The sequence below is a fragment of the Pseudomonas sp. G166 genome, from assembly GCF_037027455.2.
GTDB lineage: Bacteria > Pseudomonadota > Gammaproteobacteria > Pseudomonadales > Pseudomonadaceae > Aquipseudomonas.
Window position 1 is genome coordinate 335,949 of the sequence record NZ_CP146985.1, and the last position, 22,280, is coordinate 358,228.

General features: G+C 56.9%; 25 protein-coding genes and 1 tRNA gene. 14 read left to right on the forward strand and 12 right to left on the reverse strand.

The window, feature by feature from the left end:
* The first annotated feature begins 70 nt into the window (after positions 1–70).
* The 5 genes from SGN16_RS01470 to SGN16_RS01490 all read left to right on the forward strand — a co-directional run bounded on the left by SGN16_RS01470 (position 71) and on the right by SGN16_RS01490 (position 3,794).
* Positions 71–1,357, forward strand: coding sequence for an OprD family porin (locus SGN16_RS01470; RefSeq protein ID WP_335943717.1), 1,287 nt, complete (start codon positions 71–73; stop codon positions 1,355–1,357).
* Between the two features lie 233 nt (positions 1,358–1,590).
* Positions 1,591–2,337 carry a 2OG-Fe dioxygenase family protein gene (locus tag SGN16_RS01475; protein ID WP_210642385.1) on the forward strand — a complete coding sequence of 249 codons (747 nt, stop codon included), beginning with the start codon at positions 1,591–1,593 and terminating at the stop codon, positions 2,335–2,337.
* A gap of 13 nt (positions 2,338–2,350) precedes the next feature.
* On the forward strand, positions 2,351–2,788 hold the full coding sequence (locus SGN16_RS01480) for a GNAT family N-acetyltransferase (RefSeq protein ID WP_335943718.1): 438 nt from the start codon (positions 2,351–2,353) through the stop codon (positions 2,786–2,788).
* Positions 2,785–3,498, forward strand: a complete 714-nt coding sequence (locus SGN16_RS01485) for an AzlC family ABC transporter permease (RefSeq protein WP_335943719.1) — start codon at positions 2,785–2,787, stop codon at positions 3,496–3,498. The genes SGN16_RS01480 and SGN16_RS01485 overlap by 4 nt, the downstream gene beginning before the upstream one ends.
* Positions 3,477–3,794 carry an AzlD domain-containing protein gene (locus SGN16_RS01490; RefSeq protein ID WP_210642388.1) on the forward strand — a complete coding sequence of 106 codons (318 nt, stop codon included), beginning with the start codon at positions 3,477–3,479 and terminating at the stop codon, positions 3,792–3,794. The genes SGN16_RS01485 and SGN16_RS01490 overlap by 22 nt, the downstream gene beginning before the upstream one ends.
* On the opposite strand, the gene SGN16_RS01495 is transcribed toward SGN16_RS01490, so the two are convergent.
* The gene (locus tag SGN16_RS01495) at positions 3,711–4,637 is read right to left on the reverse strand and encodes a LysR family transcriptional regulator (RefSeq protein ID WP_210642389.1); all 927 of its coding nucleotides are present in this window, start codon (positions 4,635–4,637) and stop codon (positions 3,711–3,713) included. The two genes, SGN16_RS01490 and SGN16_RS01495, sit on opposite strands and share 84 nt — an antisense overlap.
* A 336-nt stretch (positions 4,638–4,973) precedes the next feature.
* Between SGN16_RS01495 and SGN16_RS01500 the strand changes: the two genes are divergently transcribed.
* Both SGN16_RS01500 and SGN16_RS01505 read left to right on the forward strand, forming a co-directional pair.
* A complete protein-coding gene (locus SGN16_RS01500; protein ID WP_210642390.1) occupies positions 4,974–5,384 on the forward strand; it encodes an MbcA/ParS/Xre antitoxin family protein in 411 nt (136 codons plus the stop codon).
* Entirely contained in the window at positions 5,384–6,061 is a 678-nt protein-coding gene (locus SGN16_RS01505) for an RES family NAD+ phosphorylase (protein ID WP_335943720.1), read from the forward strand. Before SGN16_RS01500 ends, SGN16_RS01505 begins: the two co-directional genes overlap by 1 nt.
* A gap of 135 nt (positions 6,062–6,196) precedes the next feature.
* On the opposite strand, the gene SGN16_RS01510 is transcribed toward SGN16_RS01505, so the two are convergent.
* Positions 6,197–7,804, reverse strand: coding sequence for a methyl-accepting chemotaxis protein (locus tag SGN16_RS01510; protein ID WP_210642392.1), 1,608 nt, complete (start codon positions 7,802–7,804; stop codon positions 6,197–6,199).
* A 289-nt stretch (positions 7,805–8,093) separates the two neighbouring features.
* Here SGN16_RS01510 and SGN16_RS01515 point away from each other — a divergent pair, with 289 nt between their 5' ends.
* A complete protein-coding gene (locus tag SGN16_RS01515; protein WP_335943721.1) occupies positions 8,094–8,630 on the forward strand; it encodes a dihydrofolate reductase family protein in 537 nt (178 codons plus the stop codon).
* Positions 8,631–8,819: 189 nt separating this feature from the next.
* On the opposite strand, the gene SGN16_RS01520 is transcribed toward SGN16_RS01515, so the two are convergent.
* The 6 genes from SGN16_RS01520 to SGN16_RS01545 form a co-directional block, all read right to left on the reverse strand.
* Positions 8,820–8,895, reverse strand: a tRNA-Thr gene (locus tag SGN16_RS01520).
* A gap of 426 nt (positions 8,896–9,321) precedes the next feature.
* A complete protein-coding gene (locus SGN16_RS01525; RefSeq protein ID WP_335943722.1) occupies positions 9,322–10,554 on the reverse strand; it encodes a methyltransferase in 1,233 nt (410 codons plus the stop codon).
* Complete coding sequence (locus tag SGN16_RS01530) at positions 10,535–11,224, reverse strand: ABC transporter permease (RefSeq protein ID WP_210642400.1); 690 nt, start codon at positions 11,222–11,224, stop codon at positions 10,535–10,537. Before SGN16_RS01530 ends, SGN16_RS01525 begins: the two co-directional genes overlap by 20 nt.
* The gene (locus tag SGN16_RS01535) at positions 11,221–11,916 is read right to left on the reverse strand and encodes an ABC transporter permease (protein ID WP_210642401.1); all 696 of its coding nucleotides are present in this window, start codon (positions 11,914–11,916) and stop codon (positions 11,221–11,223) included. The genes SGN16_RS01530 and SGN16_RS01535 overlap by 4 nt, the downstream gene beginning before the upstream one ends.
* 76 nt (positions 11,917–11,992) lie before the next feature.
* Positions 11,993–12,742, reverse strand: coding sequence for an ABC transporter substrate-binding protein (locus tag SGN16_RS01540; RefSeq protein ID WP_335943723.1), 750 nt, complete (start codon positions 12,740–12,742; stop codon positions 11,993–11,995).
* A gap of 13 nt (positions 12,743–12,755) precedes the next feature.
* Entirely contained in the window at positions 12,756–13,529 is a 774-nt protein-coding gene (locus SGN16_RS01545) for an ABC transporter ATP-binding protein (protein WP_092401369.1), read from the reverse strand.
* 380 nt (positions 13,530–13,909) lie between these two features.
* Here SGN16_RS01545 and SGN16_RS01550 point away from each other — a divergent pair, with 380 nt between their 5' ends.
* Entirely contained in the window at positions 13,910–14,347 is a 438-nt protein-coding gene (locus SGN16_RS01550; protein ID WP_335943724.1) for a carboxypeptidase regulatory-like domain-containing protein, read from the forward strand.
* A gap of 9 nt (positions 14,348–14,356) precedes the next feature.
* Here SGN16_RS01550 and SGN16_RS01555 read toward each other — a convergent pair whose 3' ends face one another.
* The 3 genes from SGN16_RS01555 to SGN16_RS01565 form a co-directional block, all read right to left on the reverse strand.
* Entirely contained in the window at positions 14,357–14,803 is a 447-nt protein-coding gene (locus SGN16_RS01555; protein ID WP_335943725.1) for a hypothetical protein, read from the reverse strand.
* Positions 14,804–15,348: 545 nt separating this feature from the next.
* A complete protein-coding gene (locus SGN16_RS01560; RefSeq protein ID WP_210642406.1) occupies positions 15,349–15,756 on the reverse strand; it encodes a hypothetical protein in 408 nt (135 codons plus the stop codon).
* Between the two features lie 65 nt (positions 15,757–15,821).
* Positions 15,822–16,151 (reverse strand): DHCW motif cupin fold protein, encoded by a 330-nt coding sequence (locus tag SGN16_RS01565; protein ID WP_210642407.1) that lies wholly within the window; start codon positions 16,149–16,151, stop codon positions 15,822–15,824.
* Between the two features lie 454 nt (positions 16,152–16,605).
* Between SGN16_RS01565 and SGN16_RS01570 the strand changes: the two genes are divergently transcribed.
* From SGN16_RS01570 to SGN16_RS01585, 4 genes are all read left to right on the forward strand, one after another.
* Positions 16,606–17,508, forward strand: a complete 903-nt coding sequence (locus tag SGN16_RS01570) for a hypothetical protein (RefSeq protein ID WP_335943726.1) — start codon at positions 16,606–16,608, stop codon at positions 17,506–17,508.
* Between the two features lie 416 nt (positions 17,509–17,924).
* Positions 17,925–18,419, forward strand: a complete 495-nt coding sequence (locus SGN16_RS01575) for a hypothetical protein (protein ID WP_335943727.1) — start codon at positions 17,925–17,927, stop codon at positions 18,417–18,419.
* A 665-nt stretch (positions 18,420–19,084) separates the two neighbouring features.
* A complete protein-coding gene (locus SGN16_RS01580) occupies positions 19,085–19,528 on the forward strand; it encodes a phage protein Gp13 family protein (protein ID WP_335943728.1) in 444 nt (147 codons plus the stop codon).
* A gap of 40 nt (positions 19,529–19,568) precedes the next feature.
* Positions 19,569–20,117, forward strand: a complete 549-nt coding sequence (locus SGN16_RS01585; protein ID WP_335943729.1) for a hypothetical protein — start codon at positions 19,569–19,571, stop codon at positions 20,115–20,117.
* Between the two features lie 375 nt (positions 20,118–20,492).
* Here the strand turns inward: SGN16_RS01585 and SGN16_RS01590 are convergent, their stop codons facing one another.
* A complete protein-coding gene (locus SGN16_RS01590) occupies positions 20,493–21,044 on the reverse strand; it encodes a hypothetical protein (protein ID WP_335943730.1) in 552 nt (183 codons plus the stop codon).
* A gap of 422 nt (positions 21,045–21,466) precedes the next feature.
* Here SGN16_RS01590 and SGN16_RS01595 point away from each other — a divergent pair, with 422 nt between their 5' ends.
* The gene (locus SGN16_RS01595; protein ID WP_335943731.1) at positions 21,467–22,087 is read left to right on the forward strand and encodes a recombinase family protein; all 621 of its coding nucleotides are present in this window, start codon (positions 21,467–21,469) and stop codon (positions 22,085–22,087) included.
* Positions 22,088–22,280: the final 193 nt, after the last annotated feature.

Sequence of the window (22,280 nt, forward strand, 5' to 3'; positions counted from 1 at the left end):
AAAAAGAGCGCAAAAGCGCCATTTCGGCTGCCAGTCGCAGTGCGTATCAACCCGTACAAGGAAAATAAACATGTTGAACAAGCGCATTGGTTTGATCGCACTGGGGATTTTGAGCACGACGCACGCCATGGCCAACGACCAGGCTGAGTCCAAGGGGGTCGTTGAAGACAGCAGCCTGAAGGTGCTGTTGCGCAACGCTTACATCAATCGCGACTACAAAGACGGCAACCAGGACAAGGCCGAATGGGGCCAGGCAGCTATCGGTACATTCTCGTCCGGTTTCACCCAAGGCACCGTGGGTGTGGGTGTGGACGCTTTCGGCCTGTACGCATTGCGCCTTGATGGCGGCAAGGGACGTAGCGGGGCGGGCGGCATCGACTTCTTCAAGCAAGGCGACAGCGGCAACGCGGCCGATGATTTGTCCAGGTTTGGTGCAGCGGTCAAGTTCCGGGTCTCCAATACCGTGCTGGCCTACGGTGACCAGATGCCGGCCCTGCCGGTATTGAGCTATGACAACTCGCGCCTGCTACCGGAAAGCTACACCGGCACGCTGATCACTTCCAAAGAGATCAAGGGCCTGGAGTTGAACGCCGGTCGTTTCACCGCCGAGTCGCGCAAGAGCGCCGAAGGCCGTGACAGCGGTGGCCTGAAGTCGATCAACGTATTGGGTGGTAGCTATCAGTTCACCGAGCAGTTCAAGGCTGCGCTCTACGCCTCGGACGTCGAAGACGTGTTGAAGAAGCAATACGTGAACGCCAACTATGTGTTCCCGTTGGCCAAGGATCAATCCCTGACCCTGGACTTCAACGGTTATCGCACCAAGCTGGACAACAGCTACGTTCGCGAAAACAACGTCACCGGCGACGACAACAAGATCTGGAGCCTGGCCGCCACCTTTGTCACAGGGCCGCACAGCTTTACGCTCGCCCACCAGCGCAGCACTGGCGACAGCAACCTGGGCTACGCCTACGGCGGCTATCAACGCGAGCAGAATCGCGTGGGCGACGGCGGTAACACGATCTACCTGGCCAACTCCTACTGGTCCGACTTCAACGCTGAAGACGAACGCAGCTGGCAGTTAGGCTATGGCCTGGATTTCACCTCCTTCGGCGTACCGGGCCTGACCTATAACGTGGCTTATGTGCGTGGCGATAACATCACCACGTCCACCAGCGAAGGTGGCACCGAGCGCGAGATCTTCAACCAGTTCAAATACGTGGTCCAGAGTGGCCCGGCCAAGGACTTGAGCGTAAGGTTGCGCAGCTCCGTCCTGCGTGTGTCGCAGAAGTCCAGCGAGTACAACGTCAGCGGCAACGAGCTGCGGGTGTTCGTGGATTACCCGATCAACGTCTTCTGATGCCTGATTGTGTGACAAGCGCGTGATGAAACCCCCGACACCAAATCGGGGGTTTTTGCCTTTTGACGCCAGAAATATCGCAAAAAACGCCTGTTTTCTTGAGAAAAAATCGCACTAATGAAACTTCAACCGCCGTTTCAAACACGACTTGAAGTGCCTCAAATTCTTTCTCATGGACGTAAATCCTGCACCTACTAGATTAGGCCGCTCAACGCAGTGGAGACCTATGAAAAATGATCGTTCTGAACAGGGAAGTGGGCGAAGCGCTAAGACGTGACAAATACGTCAACGTTCGCGGTGGGGACTTCAACCTCTACGGTCATTTCGGTGATTTTGTCCGGCTGACCAAAAGCTGGGAAAACATGGAGCCCGACAGTTACTACGGCCAGGCCGAGTCAGGCATGCGTTTTCGCCGCTACAGCGATTTCGAATACAACCCCACGACCCGTGAGCTCAAGCAGCTCGAACACCGGGCCTACATTCAGTCCAAGACCAACAACAGCTATGTCGGCGGGCTGGAGCGGCACTTCCAGGACTTCTCCAACGAAGTGATCAACTCACCCGTGATGCGCAGCCTGATCGACACGGACTTCGAGGTTTACAAGAACGTCCTGCCGCAGGAACTGCACGATGAAATCTGGCAATGCCAGATCCATCAGATCCGCATCGAGATCAAGCCCGGCAAGCAGCTGGAAATCACCCCCGAAGGGATTCACTGCGACGGCTATCCATTCAGCGGCGTGCATTTCTGGGGGCGCCATAACGTAGCTGGCGCGGAAAGTCGTCTGTACTCTGCTCAGGAAGAGCAACTGGCGGCGACCACCTACGAGGACATCCTCGACACCACGTTCTTCCTCGATCGCGACATGCGCCATTACGTGACACCGGCCCGCAACGTTCACGCCCATGAAATGGCCTTCCGGCAGATCCTCGCCATTTCCTTCTCGCGGCCCGGGACCGCTTTCGACATTGTTCGCTGAACGGATCGAACCCATGGATGATCCGGTGCAGCAGGTTCTGCTGCGCCGGGCCCAGGTCAGGGACGCCGAACGACTGGAGCGGTTTTTTCGCGGATTCGACGAAGTGTCGTTCTGCGACTGGCAGGACGCCCGATTTTTGCGGGGGGTGTTGTTGCAGGACACCACCACCGCGTACCTGGCGGTCGATGCCAGCGGGGATGTGGTCGGCGCAGTGATCGGTGGCATGCTCGGCACCCGCGGCACGATCAATCACCTGGCCGTCAGCCCGGCACATCGCACCCGAGGCTTGGGCCAGCGTCTGGTGGAGGCCGCTTCGGCCGACATGAAACGGGTGGGCGTGCTGCGCATGTTCCTGTTCGTCGACGATGCTAATCTGGCCGGCAAGCGTTTCTGGGCTGCCCAGGGGTTCTGTGAGCCCCGGGGTGAAATCACATTCGAGAGGGATTTATGAACAAGACTTCCAGCCAGCCGCTGGTGGTCGAACCACAAGCCTCGCGTACCTTTGCTGAAGCCAGTCCGGTGGTAGCGGGTTATTTCACGGTTTCGTTTGTGTTCGGTCTGATGGCGGTCAACGCCGGGCTGCCGCTATGGTTGCCCGTGGCGATGTGCTTGTTCGTCTACGCGGGCGCTTCGCAATTCGCGGCATTGGCGTTGATTTCCAGCGGCGCCTCGTTGACCACCATCGTGCTCACCACGTTCTTGATCAATGCGCGGCATATGCTGATGTCGGTCTATATGGCCAAGGCTTTGCGAGCGCTGGGGCTCAGTCGTTTCGAGCGCTGGTGCTATGCGGTGGGGCTCACGGACGAGTCGTTCGCTTTCCACAGCGTCAAGCTCGGCAGCGGGGCGCCTGTGAGTGTGCGTTACCTGATCGGCTTCAACCTGTTTTGCCACACGTCCTGGGTGCTGGGTGGGTTGTTGGGGGCCGTGTGCGCGCAATACGCGGCGCACCTGATCAAGTATCAGCTCGATTACGCCCTGACCGCGATGATGCTCTACGTGCTGGTTTCGTTGTGCGACACCCGTAACAAGTTGATCGCGGCCCTGGCGGCTGTGGTCTGTATGGGCGGGCTGAGCCTGCTTGGCAGTTCGCCGTTCAATGTCTTCATCGCCACATTCGTTGGCTGCGGGGTGGGCGTATGCCTGACCAAACGTTCCTGATCCTGGTTGTCGTGCTGATGATGGCCGTGACTTTCCTGCCTCGCGCCCTGCCGTTGCAGGTCAACACTGAACACTGGCCACCGTTTGTCGCGCGCGCCTTGGAATACCTGCCGGTGGCGATCGTAGCGGCCATCAGCCTCACCCCGTTGTTGATCAAGGATCAGCGGATACAGCTCGATCGCCCGGAATTCTATGCCGCGATTCCAACGCTGTTATGTGCGTATTTCAGCCGCAACCTGTTTCTCAGTGTGGCGGTGGGCACGGCGTCGTACATCGCGCTCGGTTCGTTCCTGTAGCGTCAGGTCCACCACATCGTTCAGCGCCTGGCCGGACAACTCTGGATTGTTCACCGCCAGGCGAACCTCAAGGAAATCCTCGAAGTCCGGGAAAATCGCCAAGCCATTGCGCAGCGCCGCTTCCCTGGACACCAGCCCCAGGCCGTCGAGTTGAGTGATCAACGACAACGTCAGCGTTTCACTGCAGGAATACACCATCCGCTGGCTTGACCCGTATTCGCCCAGGCCCGCATCGAGAAAACGAAGAAAGCTGTGGGAGTACGGACATTCTTCTGCCGGACGCACCTGAAATTTATCGCCGAGCAAACCGAGGGAATCGTCCTCGTCGCCACAATGGGCGCCGACCACCTGCACTTGGACGTCAGGCATCGTGATGCTTGAAAAGCCACTTTGCTGGGCCCCGATCAGGATCGCCAGGTCAAAATCTTCGTTCTTGAGCTTGCTCAAGTTCTCCATCGACTCGGCGTAACTGAACTCCAGCTGGTACTGGGGGAATACGGCAATCAACCGATCGATCATCCGCCGGTTGAACTCCGCCGGCAGGGTGGTATTGAGCGCCACTTTAAGCGTGCGCTGTCGAGGGCTCTTGAGTGCCGCGACTTTCTCCTCCAACTGTCGCGTGGCCACCAGTACTTGATCCATAAAAGGGGTCAGTTCCGAGCCTTGGCTTGTCAACGTCAGGCCTTTGTTCGAACGTCGGAACAGCCGGAAACCGAACTGCTCTTCGACCTTGTTCAACTGCGCCGCCAATGCTTGCACCGTGAGACACGAATGTTCGGCTGCGGCCGACAACGAGCCGGTCTGCACGATGCGCATGAGGTTGCGTAGAGTTCTGCTATCCATGGGGTAATGCCCTCTGCATAAGTGGGCTCGCTATTGTTGTGCACTTGGTCGGGCCAGGCAGTGCATGGTCGCTATCATCATGCAACTTGCCACGGTTGTCGCGATTTTGTGCCGAAATGCTCCGACAAGCGATGGTTGGAGCTTATGTGGGATTTGCGGTTTTTGCCGGTTTGGCGTGTATGGGATTGTGTAATTTGTCAGGGGCAAAAGGTCACAAGGAAATGTCCTACGAATTCAAATCCGGCATTTTTTGTTCGCCTGCGAATTAAATTTCAATTTATATCCATATATGTACTATTCTCCCAGTACCACCCCGTGACAATGGAGCCCAGACCCATGGCTACTTCCTCCATCACCCTCAACGCACAGCAACAATTGGACTCCCCGGACGCGGGTCGAGTCGCGTTGAAGTTTTTCTTCAACCTCATGGCGTTGTGGGGCTGCAGCGTCGAGCAGCAGCGCACGTTACTGGGCAAGGTCGGCAACACGACCTTCTACAAATACAAACAGTTACCAGAAAACGTAAGACTGCCTCGTGACACCCTCGAGCGTATTTCCTACCTCATGGGTATTCACAAGGCGCTGAGCATCATCTTCAGCAACAACCGGGACCGCGCCTATCAATGGGTCAGCAGCCCCAATACCGCGGCGCCGTTCAACGGTCAGTCGGCATTGGCCTACATGCTGGCCGGGCGGGTGGTGGACATTGCCGACGTGCGCCGCTATCTCGATGGAGTGCGCGGTTGATGACACCACCAGTGACGGATCCGCAATGGAAACGGGCCTATCGGATCGTCAACAGCAGTTTCCCGCCGATCACGCTGTTCGAAGATGTACTCGATCCCGACGACCTGCCAACCGCTTATGCCCTGGAAGCGCTGACCAACGACCGGCTCATGGCGCAGGCCGGCGTGTTGTCCCGGGTGCGCCCCGAGGACCGTGTTTCCGGGCCTGGTTCCTCGCCGGTGATGGCGGCGTTTACCCACATAGGCAAAACCAGTCGCTTCAGCGATGGCACCTTCGGCGTCTATTACGCCGCCAGTAGTCAGGAAGCTGCCATTGCCGAAACCTGCTATCACCAAGCCAGATTTCTCGGTGCGACCAACGAGCCTGATCTGGAATTGACCATGCGCACATACGTCAACAAGGTCATCAAGCCCCTGCACGACATCCGCCACGACTATCCCCACCTCCACGACCCGGACCCTAGCGCCTACGGCCCGTCCCAGGTGTTCGCCCGGCAGCTGCGCGAAACCTTGTCCTGGGGCCTGCTCTACAACAGCGTCCGCCTGCCTGGCCACGAATGCGCTGCCGCGTTTCGTCCGCCAGCGGTTTCGATTCCGGTGCAGGGTAAACATCTTCGGTATGTCTGGAGTGCGCAGAAGCGGGAGATATCGTTTGTGTTTGAGGTGAGTCAGGTGTGAGCCGGACTATAAAAAGCCTCTGACGAATCGGCAACGGAACCTATTTAGAGGAATGAATAGATCCGTGGCGAGGGAGCTTGCTCCCGCTTGAGTGCGCAGCACTCATAAAAAGGGCTGCTGCGCAGCCCTGCTTGATCAGATCTTGAACTGCTGCACCGAAGCCTGCATCGACCCCGCCGCATTGTTCAATTGATCCGCCGTTTGCGTCAGGTTGTGAATCGAGCGAGTGTTTTCTCGAGATTGCTCGGCAATCGACTCCACTCGCCTGGCCATTTCATCGCTGGCCTTCGATTGTTCGGCAATGGTCTGGGAAATTTCCTCCACCACTTCGGCGGCATGTCGGGCGCCAGTACGGATTTCGCTGATGGAAACCCCGGCCTGCTGGGCCAGGTTCACACCTTCGTCCACGCGGCTGACACAAGCCTGCATGTTCGCCACCGCATCTCGGGCGCTGGTCTGGATGCGCTCGATCATCGCGGTAATTTCCTGGGTCGACTGGGTAGTGCGTGCCGCCAGGTTACGCACTTCATCGGCCACCACCGCAAAGCCGCGCCCTGCCTCGCCAGCACGGGCCGCTTCGATGGCGGCGTTGAGGGCCAGCAGGTTGGTTTGTTCGGCGATGCTCTTGATCACCTGAATGATGGAGTGAATGTCTTCGGACGAAGCGTCCAGAGCCGTGATTTTGCCGGACGATTGGTTAACCACTTCGGCGATCCGGTTCATGCCTTCCACGACCCCGAGAATCACCTGGCCGCCGCTGCTTGCCAACTGTTCGGATTGTGCCGAAATCGTCCGTGCGCTGTCGGCGTGCTGATGGATCTGGCTGATGTTCGCTATCATCTGCTCCATGCTCGCCGCCATGCTGGTGGCGCTATGGGCCTGCTGATCGGCGCTGGACACAATGTGCCGCGCCGTATCGCCCAAGGTCCGGGACGTACCATGCAACTCGTCGCTCTGGTTGCGGATCGTGGCGATCATCTGCCGCAAATTGGCCTGCATCTGCTCGATCACGCTCTGCAACTGACCGAGTTCATCTTTGCCATGCGCGCCCATCGACCGCTGCAAATCCCCTTGGGAAATCGCCTGGGTGTTGAGGATGATTTTGTTCAGCGGCGTAAGCACAGCCTTGAGCAGAGTCCACGACACCAGCGCCAGCGCCACGCACGTGGCCAGCAACGTGACGATCAGCCAACTTTGCGACGCTTGAATACTGTTGTCCTGATGCTCGCGCGACGACTGCGCCTGGTTTTCGATCAGCTCACTCACCGCCTCGTTGCGCTCTTCCAGTGCCGAAAACGCCGCGTCGAATTCGGTACGCAACGCATGCCCATCCTGAGCGCCGCTCAGCGCCTTGCCGATCACCTGTTTGGCTTTATCGATGTAGGTCTCGACCTGGGGCTTCAACTCGACAATTGCCTGGGCGACATCCTTTGGCAGCTTCGCCTCAGCATTCTCGGCGATAACTTTGCGCATCCGCTGCGTATGTTCATCGAACGCCTCCGTTACGTCCTTGGCCGCTTGAGCATCCCCCGGCGCCACCAGCAACGCCGCCAGCACATCGGCACGGATGGCGTCGTGCATCATGTCGGCCTCCATGTGCTTGCGCATGGCCGAAATACTGGTCTCATTCTGCACCAGGGCTTCGGTCATGGAGTGATACCCCCACAACCCGATGCCACCGAGCAAAAGGGCAAAGAAGAGGCTGATCAACCCCGAGCCTATGATCTTGCTGCGGATCTTCATCGCTTCGTGCTCCTGGAGCGGGGATTTGGGGAAGTGTAGTTGAGCGTCAGCGCAGCGCTTGGGATGGGCGATGCTGTTATCGAGGGTATCGGCGGGAGAAATGATTAGGTGAATGTTGCGCTACGCCTCTTGGCGAGGGAGCTTGATCCCGCTGGGCTGGAGCAGGCTCTCTATTGCCTGAGCCCCTTCTCCGATAGAAGGCAGCTAAAACCACGAGGCGTGCGAGAGCGAAGAGAAACGTTTATTCGGCTTATGATCATGCATCGACATACGTCATAAGGTAGTCCTGATGACCACTGCCCATGTTTTCATCGCCACCAGTCTGGATGGCTTCATCGCCAGGCCCGATGGTGACATTGACTGGCTTTTGCAGCGCGACGATCCAACTGAGGACCATGGCTATTCAGACTTCATCGCTGACAAGGATGTGATTGTGATGGGGCGGGGAAGCTATGAGAAGGTGCTGACCTTCGACACTTGGTTCTATGAACGACCCGTGGTGGTGCTGTCTGAACGGCTGGCGGATTCGCCAGTGCCCGAGGCGTTGAAGGGCAAGGTACGTTTCTCCAACCTTGCACCCATGGAACTGATGGAGGACTTGAAGAGGCAAGACGTGCGTCGGGTCTATGTCGATGGCGGGCAGGTGGTGCAATCATTCCTGCGCGATGGATTAGTCGCCGACATGGTGATTACCACTGTTCCTGTGCTGATCGGGTCGGGAAGGCCATTGTTCGGGGCCCTTCAGCAGGACGTTGAATTGAAACTGGTATCCAGCCGCTGCTTTCCTTCTGGGTTGGTACAGTCCACTTATCGGCTGGCCGCATGACTGGCCGCGTGTATGTCCAAGCCAAAGCAAGAAGGTTTTTCCGCTCTGAGAAGAGGGTCTGAAAGACGAAGTGCTCGGAGCACGCAGTGAGCTGGCTATGTAGGAGGCAGTGTTGTGCAGGGATAACTGGGCAATCACTGCTTCAGAAACAACAAAGCCCTCGCATTTCTGCGAGGGCTTTGTTTTGTATGGTGCCGGCACCAGGAGTCGAACCCGGGACCTACTGATTACAAGTCAGTTGCTCTACCAACTGAGCTATACCGGCGTGTGGGCGACGATTATAGCGATTGGGGGCGTTCTGTAAACCCCTGAATTCTGACTATTTTTGCATGGGGCTCGAGGCGTTGCAGAGTGGCGGTGATATCCAAGGGGGCAGGTGGGTGAAGTCCATACTGCGCGATACCGTGGGCTGTTGTACTACGCAGGATTCCAGACGTAACGACAGGCCCCGGGCCGTACCGAATTCGACGGTTATGTCGTTTCGCTCAGATGCTTATGCACAATGGGAAGGACGAAGCGCGTGGCACCTTGCGATTTTGTGACAGCTTTCTCGTTTGCTCGCAAATACCTGTTTTCATGGTTTTTTATCCATGTGAACAAAAAACGACCAGCCCTGAATCGGTCAGGAAATCGCGAATTTCTTGGATCCAGGCAGATTCCATCAACAGAGTTATCCACAGGCTGTTTCGCCTCAGTAACGCTCTGCCAGCAACATCAGGTTTCGTGGCGTCAGGGGCATTTCGCAGAAGGTGCCGAGGCGAACGTCGTAACCTTTTTGAGTGAGCAAAAGCGCTCGATCCAGTACCAGCCACAGTTCCAACGGGCGTCGGAAAAGCCCTCGCACCAATTCCAGATTGCGCACCTCGGCCAGGCGTTGGTGGCCCGCCGCTTCCAATGCGGCCCAATTCGGTGAGCCGACTGTGGATAAGTCCTTCAGGGCTGCCAGATCAATGCAGTACTGGGCGAAGGATTTTTCCAGCCAGGCACTGGGTAATGAGGGGGTAGGCAGGTAGTCGTCGCTTTCTCTGATCTGCCGTTGCAGCAGGTCGAAGCCCAGGCGCCAGGCCATGGACTGGTCCCGTTGCCGTCGGACGCGTGCGCCAGCGGTGACGGTTTCGCTCATTGGCAGGCCCAGATCGTCGAGCGACAGGTGTAGGGCGGAGCCAAAGGCTGCGTCGGACAGCGGTTGATATTGCTCGGTGCCGATGCGGTTGTAGCAGCACGGAGCGATAGCCAGTTGTCCACAACCGGTGGCGCTCGCCAAGTGCATCAGGCGCACATGCAGGTCGCCACAGGCGTGCAGGGCCACGGGTGTGTGTTCGGGGTAGATGACATTCGAGGCGTCCGCCGCCAGTACATCCTGCCGCAGGTGTGTGGCGAGCAGATGGTGACGTTGGCTCAGTTGCTGGCCGCTGGCGACCAGGGCCGGGTCGTATTCCAGGCAGGTCAGTTGTTGTTCGCCGTGCAGCAGGCGTCGGCCGAGATGGCCTTTGCCGGCGCACCAGTCCAGCCAATGAGTCGGTTCTATGGCGAAGCGCAGGCGGCTGGCGAATGCCTCGATTTGCTGCCACTTGCGACCGGGTACGTCGACGTTGAGGCGGTGGGCCGGCGCTTCAAGCACTTTGGCCGGTAATTGTGCGACGGCACTCAATGCGCGGGAAAGCGCTGCCAGTTCTGGAAATGGCGCTGGCGCGTCTTCAATCAACCACGGCTGATGATGGTCGTTTTCCGCAGCCTCCAGCGAACGCTGGCGTAGCCATTGGGCCAGTTCCGGGTGGGACTTTTCCCAGGGCAGCTGTAGATGGGTGAACGGACGCGGTTTCCACAGTGCCTGGTGCTCCGTGAGAAAAGCGTCCAACGCGGTGAAACGAGCGAGCAGCGCCTCGCCCGTCAGCACGCCGCTGTCAGCGTCCTTGGCAGGCATCGACGCGCAACCAGCGCTCCAGTTGCTTGAAGCCTTGCACCAACAGGAACGACATCACCAGGTAGAACATGCCAGCCGCGAAGAAGATCTCCACCGGCAGGTAAGTCCGGGCAATGATGGTGCGGGCCATGCCGGTGAGTTCCAGCAAGGTCACTGTGCTCGCCAGGGCGCTGGCCTTGAGCATCAGGATCACTTCGTTGCTGTAGGCCGGCAGGCCGATGCGCGCGGCGCGGGGTAGCATGATGTAGAGCAGCGCCTTGGGCCGCGACATGCCCAGGGCTCGCGCGGCTTCGATCTCGCCCCGTGGGATGGCCTGGATTGCGCCGCGCAGGATTTCGGCGATGTATGCGGCGGTGTGCAGAGTCATGGTGGCGGTGGCACACCAGAATGGATCGCGCAGGTATGGCCACAACACGCTGCTGCGCACGGCATCGAATTGCGCCAGGCCGTAGTAGACCAGGAACAGTTGAACCAATAACGGCGTGCCACGGAAAAAGAAGATGTAGGCGTAGGGCAGCGCCCGCACGTACCACAGGCGTGAAGAACGGGCGATGCCCAGTGGAATCGCCAGCAGCAGGCCGGCGATCACGGCGATGGCCACCAGCTCCAGGGTCAGTGTGGCGCCCTGGGCCAGCTTCGGCAGCCACTTGATGATGACGTCCCAGTTCATTGGGTGCTCCTGGTAAATCCACGGGCGGCGCGTCGTTCCAGCAGGTGCATGCCGATCATGGCGAGCACCGTCAGCCCCAGGTACATGAACGCGGCCACCGTATAGAAGGTGAACGGTTGCTTGGACACGGTCACGCCGATTTGCGCGTGGCGCATGATTTCTTCCAGGCCGATCACCGAGACCAGCGCTGTGTCTTTCATCAGAATCATGAACAGGTTGCCCAGGCCGGGCAGCGCGATGCGCCACATCTGCGGCAGGATCAACCGGGTGAAGATCCGCCACTTCGACAGGCCCAAGGCTACGCCGGCTTCGCGATGGCCCTTGGGAATCGCCAGGATCGCGCCGCGAAACACTTCCGTGGCGTAGGCGCCAAAGCACAGGCCCAGGGCGATGACGCCGGCGGCGAATGCGTCAAGGGCCAGCTCAGGGTTGCCGAAGTACTCGCCCAAGGCGCGCATCAGGTTGACGGTACCGAAGTAGATCAGCAGCACCCAGAGCAATTCCGGAATACCGCGCACCAGTGTCGAATACGTGCCGCCAAGCCATTGCAGCGGCTTGTACGGGGAGGTCTTGGCCAAGGCGCCGAGCAGGCCGAGCAGCAGCCCAAGGCACAGGGCCGAGAGCGCCAATTTGACGGTCATCAGCGCGCCGGCGGCGAGCGCCGGGCCGAATCCGTAGAGATCGATCATCATGGGTGTGTGTTCATATCGCGGCAGGCTTTGCTAAGGACCGGTGCTGCAAGAGCGGCACCGGCCAGGCACGTCAGGATCAGTAGATGCTGAACGGGAAGTACTTGTCGTTGATCTTTTTATAGGTGCCGTCGGCGACGATTTCTTTCAGCGCGGCGTTCAATTTCTCGCGCAGCGGGTCACCCTTGCGTACGGCGATGCCGATCTTGTCGCTTTCCACCAGTGGGTCGCCCTTGAATTCGTAAGCACGGCCAGCGTCGGTTTTCAGCCAATCGTAGTTCGCGTATTTATCCGCCAGGATCGCGTCGACGCGGCCGGAGGTCAGGTCCAGGTAGGCGTTTTCCTGGGTGTCGTAGAGCTTGGTGGTGACACCCTCATAATGGTCTTCAAGGTAGGTGCCAGCCAAGGTGGAGCGCTGTGCACCGATGACCTTGCCTTGGAGCGAGTCTTTATCGGTTTTGAAATCGACGTTTTTCGGTGCGATGAACTGCAGTTTGTTGGAGTAGTACGGGTCGGTGAAATCCACGGCCTGCTTACGCTCTTCGATGATTGACAGCGAAGAGATCAGGAAGTCGAACTTCTTGGCGTTCAGGGCCGGGATGATGCCGTCCCAATCGGAGGTGACCACTTCGCATTCGACTTTCATCTTGGCGCACAGGGCATCGCCGATGTCTTTGTCAAAACCCACGACCTGACCGCTGGCGTCCTTGTTGTTGAACGGCGGATAGGCGGCTTCGATGCCCATCTTCAGTTTGTCGGCTGCCATGGCGCTGGTTGAGAAGACCAGGCTGGCGGCTGCGGCCAGGAAGAATTTCTTGTAGGTCTGCATGTGTACTGCTCCGTTAGCGGTTGCTAGACATAAATTGTTTGCAGCGTGCCGAAAGCGGGTTCTCGAAGACCTGCTGGGGCGATCCTTGTTCCTCGACCAGGCCCTGATGGAGGAACACCACTTCGCTGGAAACCTGACGGGCAAATCCCATTTCGTGGGTTACCAACAGCATGGTGCGACCTTCTTCGGCCAAGGCGCGGATCACACTAAGTACTTCCTGGACCATTTCCGGGTCAAGGGCGGAGGTGGGTTCGTCGAACAGGATTACTTTGGGCTGCATCGCCAGGGTGCGGGCGATGGCGGCGCGCTGTTGCTGGCCGCCAGACAGCTCGGCAGGGTAGGCGTGACGCTTGTCGGCGATGCCGACCTTGGCCAGCAGGGCTTCGGCCACTTCGACGGCTTCGGCCTTGCTCTGGCCGAGCACTCGGCGCGGCGCTTCGATGATGTTGTCGAGCACGCTCATGTGCGGCCAGAGGTTAAAGTTTTGAAATACAAAACCGATCTCGCTGCGCAGGCGGTTGATCTGTTTGCCGTCGGCGGCCACCAGCTCACCGTTTTTTGCCGCCTTTAACTTGAGCTCTTCGCCGGCCACCAGAATCTGCCCCTGGTTGGGGTTTTCCAGCAGGTTGATGCAGCGCAGGAACGTGGACTTGCCGGACCCGGAGGAGCCCAGGATCGAGATCACATCGCCGTCGCGGGCGGTCAGCGAGACGCCTTTGAGCACCTCCAGCTTTCCGTAGCGTTTGTGCAGGTTGCGGATTTCAAGCGCGGGCGTGGCCTGAGCCATGTGCGGTCCTCATGGTGTGTGCTCCCTTGCTGTTAGCGGCCTTCCTTGGCGAGGCGGCCAAGCTAGCATGCGTCCGAAAGGCCGCCAACAGCGCTACGGGTGGTAAACCGGTGATGTGCGGCAGGTTGTCGCATAGGCGCAGCAGACTGTCGCGCCATCAACAACCGAACAGCCGTTTGAACCCTGTCTGCCGGTGAAGATTCCGGGGGAGTAGCGTAAAAAAAGGCGCGATGGTGCCAGCTTTGGGCGGGGGTTGGAAGGGTTAATCGGATGAGCGTGTCATTCCAATCCGCAGTCGACTCAACTTCCAATCGATCTAAACCGCAACGTCCATGAATCGATCAAATAAGGTGGATTTCCCTGAATCAGGAATTGCCGCCATGAAGTCTATCTACTGTCTTATCGCCATCGGCGCACTGCTATTCCCTCTTACGCTCAACGCCACAGACCTTACCCCTATCGACAACACAGGCGTTCAGGTCCAGCCGTTGCAACAGAACGGCATCACCTATCTGTCCGGCGGTATCGGCGAGGATGAAGCCCGGGCGATCGGACAGGCCCAGGGTTATAACCTGCACATGACATTTGCGATTGGCGTGGAAAACAAATACATCCCGGATGTGGATGTCACCGTCCAGAACGCGTCGGGACAAACGCTGCTGACACTGAATGACGCAGGGCCGCTGGTTTACGTGCAACTGCCGCCAGGCAAGTACACCGTAATGGCGACCCGCAACGGTGAGGTGCGCCGCGACACTGCTCAGGTTGGCAGCGGTGCCGCACGCAATTTGGTCTTCCATTGGAACGGTGACGAATAGCCGGTCGACTTATTCGCTAGCGGGCTCTTCCATCGACTGGCGATACCGATCCAGCGCCTCGCTGAAGTCCTTGATGAATTCCGGCGTGCTGAGCCAGCGCTGGGCGGTATCGCGGTCCATATCATCGACCCACATGCGGTAATCCACCAGCATGTCGGCGGCCAGGTTAGTGGCTGCCATGCTTTTGTTTTCGGCGTTTTTCAGGTCCAGCAGGCTCGGGCGTTCGCTGATCATCACGCTCAGGGACGCGAGCAGTGTGTCGAGCATTTCGCTGCGACTGATGGCCTCAGCTTCGCGCAGTTTGACGAACAGCTCCAGTACGTAGACTGGCGGTTGGGCGGTCGCGTGGGCCGGGTCCCCATACATTGGGATGGATTTGCGCCCGGTCATGCGGATCTGCTTGGCTTTGTCTTTGGCGCGCTTGGCGCGTTTTTGCTGTTTGTTCAGTGAGGCCATTGGGCTTCGGTTTCCAATTCGTTAGGGGCGGCCCGCAAGGCCTGGATTAGAGAAGGATGGGCTGCGACCGGTGATATGCAGGATAGCGTTCTTGAGGTCGCTGTTGCTGAAAAAGCGCGTAATCCTACATGGGTTTACTGAACATGCGGTTTTCGGAGGTCGACGGTCACGTCTTCAAGTCGCGCCCGTTCGCGATCCAGCTCATTGCGCAGTTCTTCTTCCGACCGCGCGCAGCACCTTCTGGCGTGCTTGGCGGATCAGTTCGCCAAGCTCGTTAATCAGCGGTGCGAGCTTTGGGTCATCTTGAGGCAGGAGGGAAGTCATCGAAAGGGCAACCGTGATGGTGGGCGGACCAAAAGGATGCTCCAGACAAAGTGTCGATGATGCCGGACGAGGCTGATTGCTCGGGAGGAAAAACAGCTGATTCGTGCAAGACGGGGATGACGCCACCTTATGTCGGTTGCCCTCTGTTTGTAGGAGCTATCCCAAGAGGGTGTCATCCATCGCGAGCGCCCTCATGACAAAGGCGCTTGGCGGGGTGATGGTCAGCTCGGGTCTTGCGCCAGCGCGTTGGACGCAGCGACGTAATCGGCTTGGAACTGCTCGCTCTCGACCCAGTCCAGTGCGGTCTGCTCGTCGACGTCCGTTGTCATGCGCCGATATTCGATCAGGGCGGTGATGATGAAGTCAGTGGCTTCTTCTTCGCCTTCCTGTTCCAGCACGAGTGCGAGCAATGGATGTCCCAGGAAAACTGCGCACATGGCCTGCTGACTGATCTTTTCTGCCGCACGCATGGCTTGGAACAACTCCGATAAATCCACGGTTTCCAGGTCGATGCGCTCGTCGTTCGGGTCCAGGAAGTCGTTCGGCGCGGCGGCACGTTGAATCCGGTTCTTCTTGGCTTTTGCCTTGGCGCGCTGGTTACGCTTCTGCTGTTTGTTTGCCGATGACATGGGTCAGATTCCTGACATGAAAATAAGGCGATCTATCCTACAGCGTCATGGCGGGCGCTTCGAATTCAATCCACTACAAACAACGTGGCACCCAGTGAGGTTGAAGAGCGATGGGGCTCGGCCTGGTCGGCTACCTGGTAGCTCATGCCTGGCTTGAGCACGAACTGTCGCCCGTCCTCCAGTTCGGTGTTCAACTCACCCTTCAGGCAAAACAGGATATGGCCCTTGCTGCACCAGTGGTCGGCCAGATACCCCGCCGTGTATTCCACCATCCGCACCCGGATATTCCCGAATTGCCGAGTGCGCCAGTAAGCGGTTCCGGTGACGCCTTTGTGTTCGGTGGGCTCGATGGTTGCCCAGTCGGTGGTGCCAAAGGGGATGTTGGTGATGTCCATGTCGACTCGCTCGCTACTAGAGGGAAGCGGAGGAATGTAGCCGAGTCGATAAGGCTGAGGAAGGAAATCCCGGGCAATAAAAAACCCCGATCAATTTCTTGATCGGGGTTTTCGGTATTTGGTGCCCAGAGACGGAATCGAACCGCCGACACGGGCATGAGTGCCGTAAACCCAGTAAAGTCAAGGAGTTCAGGCCCCTTGCTTGATGCGAAGTGTACTCATCCTGTGTACCTGAAACAAGGTGCACTGCCGCGTACTGGTGCTTGATCCTGCGCATCAGTCAAGCTTGCTTAGCAGGCATGCGCAAACAAAGCTTCAAGTTTCGTCACAAGGTTCCGGGCTCTCTTTGCTCGGTATCGGGAGGATAATTACAGGCGGCCCCTGGGGTGTGATATCTACACAGATGCGGGCAACAGAGTGGATTTCCGTTGGACCATTTTGTAAGGAGACAAACATGGCTACTGATTTCAAGGCTGCTGCGGCAAGAGCAAGTGCCGACTTTGCGAGGTTTACAGATGCAGAGCGAGAAGAATGGCAGGCGGAAAATGATCGGGCTCACCACGAGCAGCATGAACACTTCGAAGCCGCATACGCACTCGACCAGTGTTACCTGTGCCAAAAAGATTTCAAAACGCTGAGCCGGGATGAGCCATGCCTGCATTGGCTTTTGAGGCGGGGGAAATTCAAGAACAAGGACATCCTGTTGATAGCTTCAAAATACGGCTATCGGCAGATTTCCGCTTACCTAAGGTGGTGTGCAAATTGTGAACGGGTGTTGGCCAACATCAACGATCTCGTAGAGGAGGCGCCCGAAGGCAAGGTGCTGAGCTCTACGATTCGTTGGAAAAACATTGAGTGGTCCTTTGATTGTTCAACAAATGACTTTGCAGGACACAATGGCGCTCACACGAATTTCCCGCACTATCACTTTCAAATGCGAATCGATGGTCGGCAGTTTATTAATTTCAATGATTACCATCTGCCTTTTAGTGACAGCGATCTGTTCTTTTTCGAGCTTGAGAAGCAGCAGGGAATTAATATGGATTATGGAACCCATGGTGCTGGCATGCAGGCAGCGATGCAGTTTGATCCAAACGATTTGGTAGACAGTCTTTCGCCCACTAATGATGAAGAAGATGCGGCATTCGGGCTTTCAACAATGGTCATGGCTCATGACAAACCGATGAAAGGCGAGGACATCTACGCCGCCATACAGGAGTCCAAGGCCACTGGAAGGAGTATCGCCTCGATCTTGCACAAGAAATATGCAGGCACCGATATAGCGGTCCAGACGATTATTTCTCCTTCGGACACGGTTCTACCGATAACGCCAAGGACCGAGCATACTCGAAGATGACCCCCAACGGGGCCTATGGGTTTTCCCGCCAGGCCGGGGTTGTCCCATGCCGACGGACACCAGCAAGCCGCTCAATGAGGCGCTGAGAGAGCCGCTGAGGGTTGAGTCAGGTAGTGGTCAGTCTTGCCATTCGTTGAGACATTCTCTGTCAGGGCTGCTTAAGGCCGCTGCGATTCCTGAGGTAATCACTCAGAGCATTGCAGGCCACAGCTTGGGGGGCCGTCACCTACGATCTTTATGCGGGGTCTCAACGGCTTTCTGCGACGGCCCTGCATGAGGCCCTGTCCGCAGCTTTCAGCCTAACAGCGATTTGATCGTTTACGGGTCCCAGTGTAGCCCAAGCAGTTCGCGTGGCGGTTTGATCGTGCCCTTCCTCCCCTTAGATGTTTGGGCGTGGCACAACTATGGAGCTTCAGATGAAAGCAGCTGAAAAACCAGCCGGGAAGCGCGTCACACGGGTCAGTTTTACACTCGCTGTGCGTGATCGAGAGCAGGGAGAGCGCGTTACTTACACGATCGGACCAATCGATTCCGGTGAGCGAATCGAGAGTATGTGGTGTGATATCTCCTCTGATTTTCTTACGATTACCATGATGGTGACACCTAAGGGCCATGCCGCAGGTATGTCTGGTTCAGTGGATGAGCTCATCTCGGTCATAAAAAAAAGTCAGCCTGAGCAGCCCATCAAATCGCCCGGTAGTAGACGCAATAAGGCGAATCGGACCGATACTGAAGGTGAAATCGCTGTATTGGACGAAATTTTAAGAACCATGCTGGGTCATGCTGAGAGCATTTCTGAGCGGATCACCATTTTCCGAATCATCGAAATCACTGGGCCCATTGGGCTCTATGTCTACTTCCCTGAATCTGACAAAAAGAAACTGTCGGTTGCAAACTGGAAAAATAAGTAGCCGAACTGGACTTTATGGGCGTCGAGCTGGACGTACTGACCGGCCGCCAGAATACGACCTTCTGTTCGTAGCGACTCGGGTAGCCCGTGCGGCTGGCTTGAAGAACCCGAGTCATGCAGTCGGTCAGTTCCACGCCATCAAACGGGGCGTGAAGGTACAGGTTAGAGAGGTTGAGGTATCCCTTTCTAAATTAGAGAGGGATGGGCGACTGATCCCGATCAACTCGTGGCTCTTTGATGAGTCCCGTGTGTATGCCCTGCTCCTCCGTGGGAAAGCCCCAGCCTCTGAGACGTTCCGCAAGTGGGTCACTGAGGAGGTCCTACCGACCATCCGCAAGACTGGCCGTTACGACGCCGACCAGTCAGCCAATCCAATCGCGCAAAGCGTTATGGGTGAACTGAAGATGCTGTGACAGGACGTTGCGGACCTTAAAGCGCTGTTAGTAGCGGGCGTGAAGGGCCACGCACCGCTAAGACCGGCAAGCTAAGGCACCTTTTAAAACCCCTCACTGTTGGCGGAGCTATCCAACCGCCCGTGCGCCTTATTTCCACACAGGTTCGCTCAGGTCTAAGGGCGTCCGGAATAGCCCCAATTAAAAACACCCACTATCAGCAGGATGCCGCCAACGGTCCAGCTTTCACTCACCTGAAAGGAGCGCTCACAGCATGCAAAAAACTAAGGCAACTATCGCCGATCTCATAAAAGCTTCAAGCAATCTTTCCTCGAACGACCTCGCAGATTTCCATGCAATGCAAGCTGGTCGTAATCCCGTAGATGTGATCACGGCTGCTCACGATGAGACCACTTACGCAATCAAGCTTGGTCATCAAGTTTTGGCCGTAGGGGGTCATACCAACGGAGGCATTTGGTTCGTGACAACAAACGTCATTACGACGCTATCGCCCGGACAACGGTTTCGGTTCTACCGGATTCTCAAAGATCATCTGGCGTTCATAAAGCGCGAATCGCCTGTCGATGTGCCGTTCACAAATTTGGTGTCAATCGATAACAAGGCTCACATGCGACTCTTGGAAACCCTTGGGGCGACCTTCCAGGCCGACTGTGTGATGAGTCCCGCTGGCTTCCCTTTCAAACAATTCTGGTTATAGGAGGTTCTCTATGTGTGACCCAACAGGAGGGGTGGCTACCATGGCTATCCTCGCAGCAACAAGCGCCGCTATGAGCGCATCGGAAAACGCCAAGGCCAAAGGCCAAATGACCGATAACGAGCGCAGGCAGCAGAACGAAGTGGTCAAGCAAGCCAACTTCGCAGAGAACGACCAAAAGCTTGCCACCGTGGATAAGCAGGATGAAGCCCGTAGGCAGCTCACTGAGGTGAACCTTCAAGCCATCCGCAACGAAGGGACCATCAACGCGGCCATTGGTGAGTCCGGCCTGTCAGGCCACACCATGGACAGGCTCAAGAACTCGGTGTCAAACGATGCCAGTGCCCAACGCATGAACATCACCGACAACTACACACGCGACTACCAAGCCATCTTCGCGAATCGCGTGGGTAGCTCGGAGAGCGCCAAGGCTGCCGTCCGTGGTCTCGGTGGCAATAAATACAAGATCAACCAGATCGCCAATGCCCTGAACATTATTTCGGCAGGTGCTGGCGGTTACGCACAGGGCGAAAGCCTTGCCGCTTCTCGAAAGGCTAACAGGGCACCAACAGGCGGTCGCTCGGGTAGTTAGGCGTGTGACTGGTTGCGAAACTTTGGTCACATTTAGCGCTGATTTAAAAGTACCCACTATAAGCAGAGGGGGACTTAAAGTTATTTAGATAGTCTTTCTCTTTAAGGCCCCTCTCAGGCTTCCTTCTGGTGATGAATATCAACGACCAATAACCACCTCACCTAAAGGAGGGCCTAAGTGATGACTACTCGGCGGAAGACCTGTTTAGTTGTAATCCGCACTCTGGCTACCCACGTGTCACTTACCGATTCCTTGGTTTACTCCTTGTCGCTCTTGGAGTTAGTCAGGGTGGTCCTCTGGGCGAAGCCTTTGGGGATGTCGTCTGCGTTTTACTTGGTGGCTGTGCCATGGCCTCGTGAGGAATTCTCGCGGTCGTCAAAGCTCGCCGTTGTAAGCTACAGAACCTTTCCCGATACCGATGTCTTCCCGGACGGCGTTGAGAAGCGTAAGGGACTTATTACGAATTTCGGTCCATTCGTACTCAACATGGTCACCGGCTATTTTTAGCAGATGGTCGATAAGGCTATCTTGAGCATCCATAACGGTCTGTGGCGCCAGTATTGCGAGATAACCATACAGCCGAATTCGCTGCTCGTTGAATTCATCAAAATAGGCCTCGGCGTCCTCTTCAGTTAACCTCCCGCTCTCCTTCGAATCGAGTTTCGCAAGGAGACGTGCGACTATTTCAATTACTTCCCGATAGGCAATTATTTTGTCATTCTGGAATCGGAGGGTGTTTTCCTTGATGACGTCGAGGTCTCGCTTGGTTGCCTCAAGCTGAGCAGCAAGCTGATGTGTTTCGTTCGCCAGTATCCTACTTGCCCATATCTTTCCTAACCAAGAGGAGAGGGCAAAAACGATCACCCCGCCGGATCCCACTGATACGATTGTGGCGGTGAAAAGCTTGAATATGTCTTCCCAACTCACGATTAGCCTCCTTTTGGTATAAATCCCGAGTATGTCTGAATCGTGTAGGCCTCCGAGAGAGGCTATGAGGATTTGGGACAAAAATCTGAATGACCACCTCAATCCGGGTACGTCCGCACATACCCCCCGTGGGTGCCCTCGCGTGGTCCTAATCGCGCCGCGTGGGGTCCTTTTCGCGTGCCCTTGCGCGCTTCTGGATGAGAGCCCAAGAGAGTACCAAGGATTGGTCACGGTTCGATGGTCGTTCATAGGCGTTCCCTCCTCTGATAGGTGTTTGAAAGGCCTAATTGTTCGTGGTCCTTGGGGTGTGCATCAGCGACTACGGCTGGTGGTTGGATGAGTGTAGTTGTTTAGAGGGTGTTGACTATTCAAACGACCACAAATACAGTGACCACACCTAAACGACTACAGGACGCTACTCGATGTTCATCCGTGCTTACCTTCGGGCTTCCACTACTGACCAAGACGCTACTCGAGCCAAGGACCAGCTCACAGCCTTCGCACAGGATCATGGGCAGCGGGTAGCGACCTACTACACTGAGACCGAAAGTGGGGCGACCCTAAAGCGGCCTGAGCTGTTCCGCCTATTGTCCGATGCGCATCCCGGTGATGTTCTCTTGGTCGAACAGGTGGACCGGCTTTCGCGCCTCACGGATGCTGACTGGCAGAAGCTCCGGGGGATCATTAAGGACAAGGAGGTCCGAGTGGTCTCGCTTGATTTGCCTACCTCGCACCAGTTCATGGCGCAGGGAAGGGGGGCGTTGGACACTTTCACATCACGGATGCTTGGGGCCATCAACGATATGCTATTGGATATGCTCGCAGCGGTCGCTCGGAAGGACTACGAGGACCGTCGCCGTCGCCAAATGGATGGCATTAAGAAGGCGAAGGAGCAAGGCGCTTACAAGGGTCGTGGGGTCGATCAGGACAAGCGTCAGCGCATTCTGGAGTGTCTGGGCAAGGGGATGGGTATACGTGAAACAGCAAGGGCGACAGGAGTCAGCACCGCTACTGTGCAGCGGGCAATGAAGACGCCAAAATAAGTTTTGCGGCCAGTGGTCGAGTCTCGCCAAGTATTGATAATCGTAGTGTTAAAGACCTGCTTTGCGGAAGTCTGATATGAGTGTTTCCCGTGATTAACGAGCTGTCCATCAGGATGTGTACGTGCTGATATACGTACCGAACCAACTCGTCCACCTATCTGTAATATTAGATAGGTAGGTTTGGACATGGTTA

Coding starts and splice junctions, on each gene's coding strand:
- SGN16_RS01470 (WP_335943717.1), top strand. CDS start 71: ATGTTGAACAAGCGCATTGGTTTGATCGCACTGGGGATTTTGAGCACG.
- SGN16_RS01475 (WP_210642385.1), top strand. CDS start 1,591: ATGATCGTTCTGAACAGGGAAGTGGGCGAAGCGCTAAGACGTGACAAA.
- SGN16_RS01480 (WP_335943718.1), top strand. CDS start 2,351: ATGGATGATCCGGTGCAGCAGGTTCTGCTGCGCCGGGCCCAGGTCAGG.
- SGN16_RS01485 (WP_335943719.1), top strand. CDS start 2,785: ATGAACAAGACTTCCAGCCAGCCGCTGGTGGTCGAACCACAAGCCTCG.
- SGN16_RS01490 (WP_210642388.1), top strand. CDS start 3,477: ATGCCTGACCAAACGTTCCTGATCCTGGTTGTCGTGCTGATGATGGCC.
- SGN16_RS01495 (WP_210642389.1), bottom strand. CDS start 4,637: ATGGATAGCAGAACTCTACGCAACCTCATGCGCATCGTGCAGACCGGC.
- SGN16_RS01500 (WP_210642390.1), top strand. CDS start 4,974: ATGGCTACTTCCTCCATCACCCTCAACGCACAGCAACAATTGGACTCC.
- SGN16_RS01505 (WP_335943720.1), top strand. CDS start 5,384: ATGACACCACCAGTGACGGATCCGCAATGGAAACGGGCCTATCGGATC.
- SGN16_RS01510 (WP_210642392.1), bottom strand. CDS start 7,804: ATGAAGATCCGCAGCAAGATCATAGGCTCGGGGTTGATCAGCCTCTTC.
- SGN16_RS01515 (WP_335943721.1), top strand. CDS start 8,094: ATGACCACTGCCCATGTTTTCATCGCCACCAGTCTGGATGGCTTCATC.
- SGN16_RS01525 (WP_335943722.1), bottom strand. CDS start 10,554: ATGCCTGCCAAGGACGCTGACAGCGGCGTGCTGACGGGCGAGGCGCTG.
- SGN16_RS01530 (WP_210642400.1), bottom strand. CDS start 11,224: ATGAACTGGGACGTCATCATCAAGTGGCTGCCGAAGCTGGCCCAGGGC.
- SGN16_RS01535 (WP_210642401.1), bottom strand. CDS start 11,916: ATGATGATCGATCTCTACGGATTCGGCCCGGCGCTCGCCGCCGGCGCG.
- SGN16_RS01540 (WP_335943723.1), bottom strand. CDS start 12,742: ATGCAGACCTACAAGAAATTCTTCCTGGCCGCAGCCGCCAGCCTGGTC.
- SGN16_RS01545 (WP_092401369.1), bottom strand. CDS start 13,529: ATGGCTCAGGCCACGCCCGCGCTTGAAATCCGCAACCTGCACAAACGC.
- SGN16_RS01550 (WP_335943724.1), top strand. CDS start 13,910: ATGAAGTCTATCTACTGTCTTATCGCCATCGGCGCACTGCTATTCCCT.
- SGN16_RS01555 (WP_335943725.1), bottom strand. CDS start 14,803: ATGGCCTCACTGAACAAACAGCAAAAACGCGCCAAGCGCGCCAAAGAC.
- SGN16_RS01560 (WP_210642406.1), bottom strand. CDS start 15,756: ATGTCATCGGCAAACAAACAGCAGAAGCGTAACCAGCGCGCCAAGGCA.
- SGN16_RS01565 (WP_210642407.1), bottom strand. CDS start 16,151: ATGGACATCACCAACATCCCCTTTGGCACCACCGACTGGGCAACCATC.
- SGN16_RS01570 (WP_335943726.1), top strand. CDS start 16,606: ATGGCTACTGATTTCAAGGCTGCTGCGGCAAGAGCAAGTGCCGACTTT.
- SGN16_RS01575 (WP_335943727.1), top strand. CDS start 17,925: ATGAAAGCAGCTGAAAAACCAGCCGGGAAGCGCGTCACACGGGTCAGT.
- SGN16_RS01580 (WP_335943728.1), top strand. CDS start 19,085: ATGCAAAAAACTAAGGCAACTATCGCCGATCTCATAAAAGCTTCAAGC.
- SGN16_RS01585 (WP_335943729.1), top strand. CDS start 19,569: ATGGCTATCCTCGCAGCAACAAGCGCCGCTATGAGCGCATCGGAAAAC.
- SGN16_RS01595 (WP_335943731.1), top strand. CDS start 21,467: ATGTTCATCCGTGCTTACCTTCGGGCTTCCACTACTGACCAAGACGCT.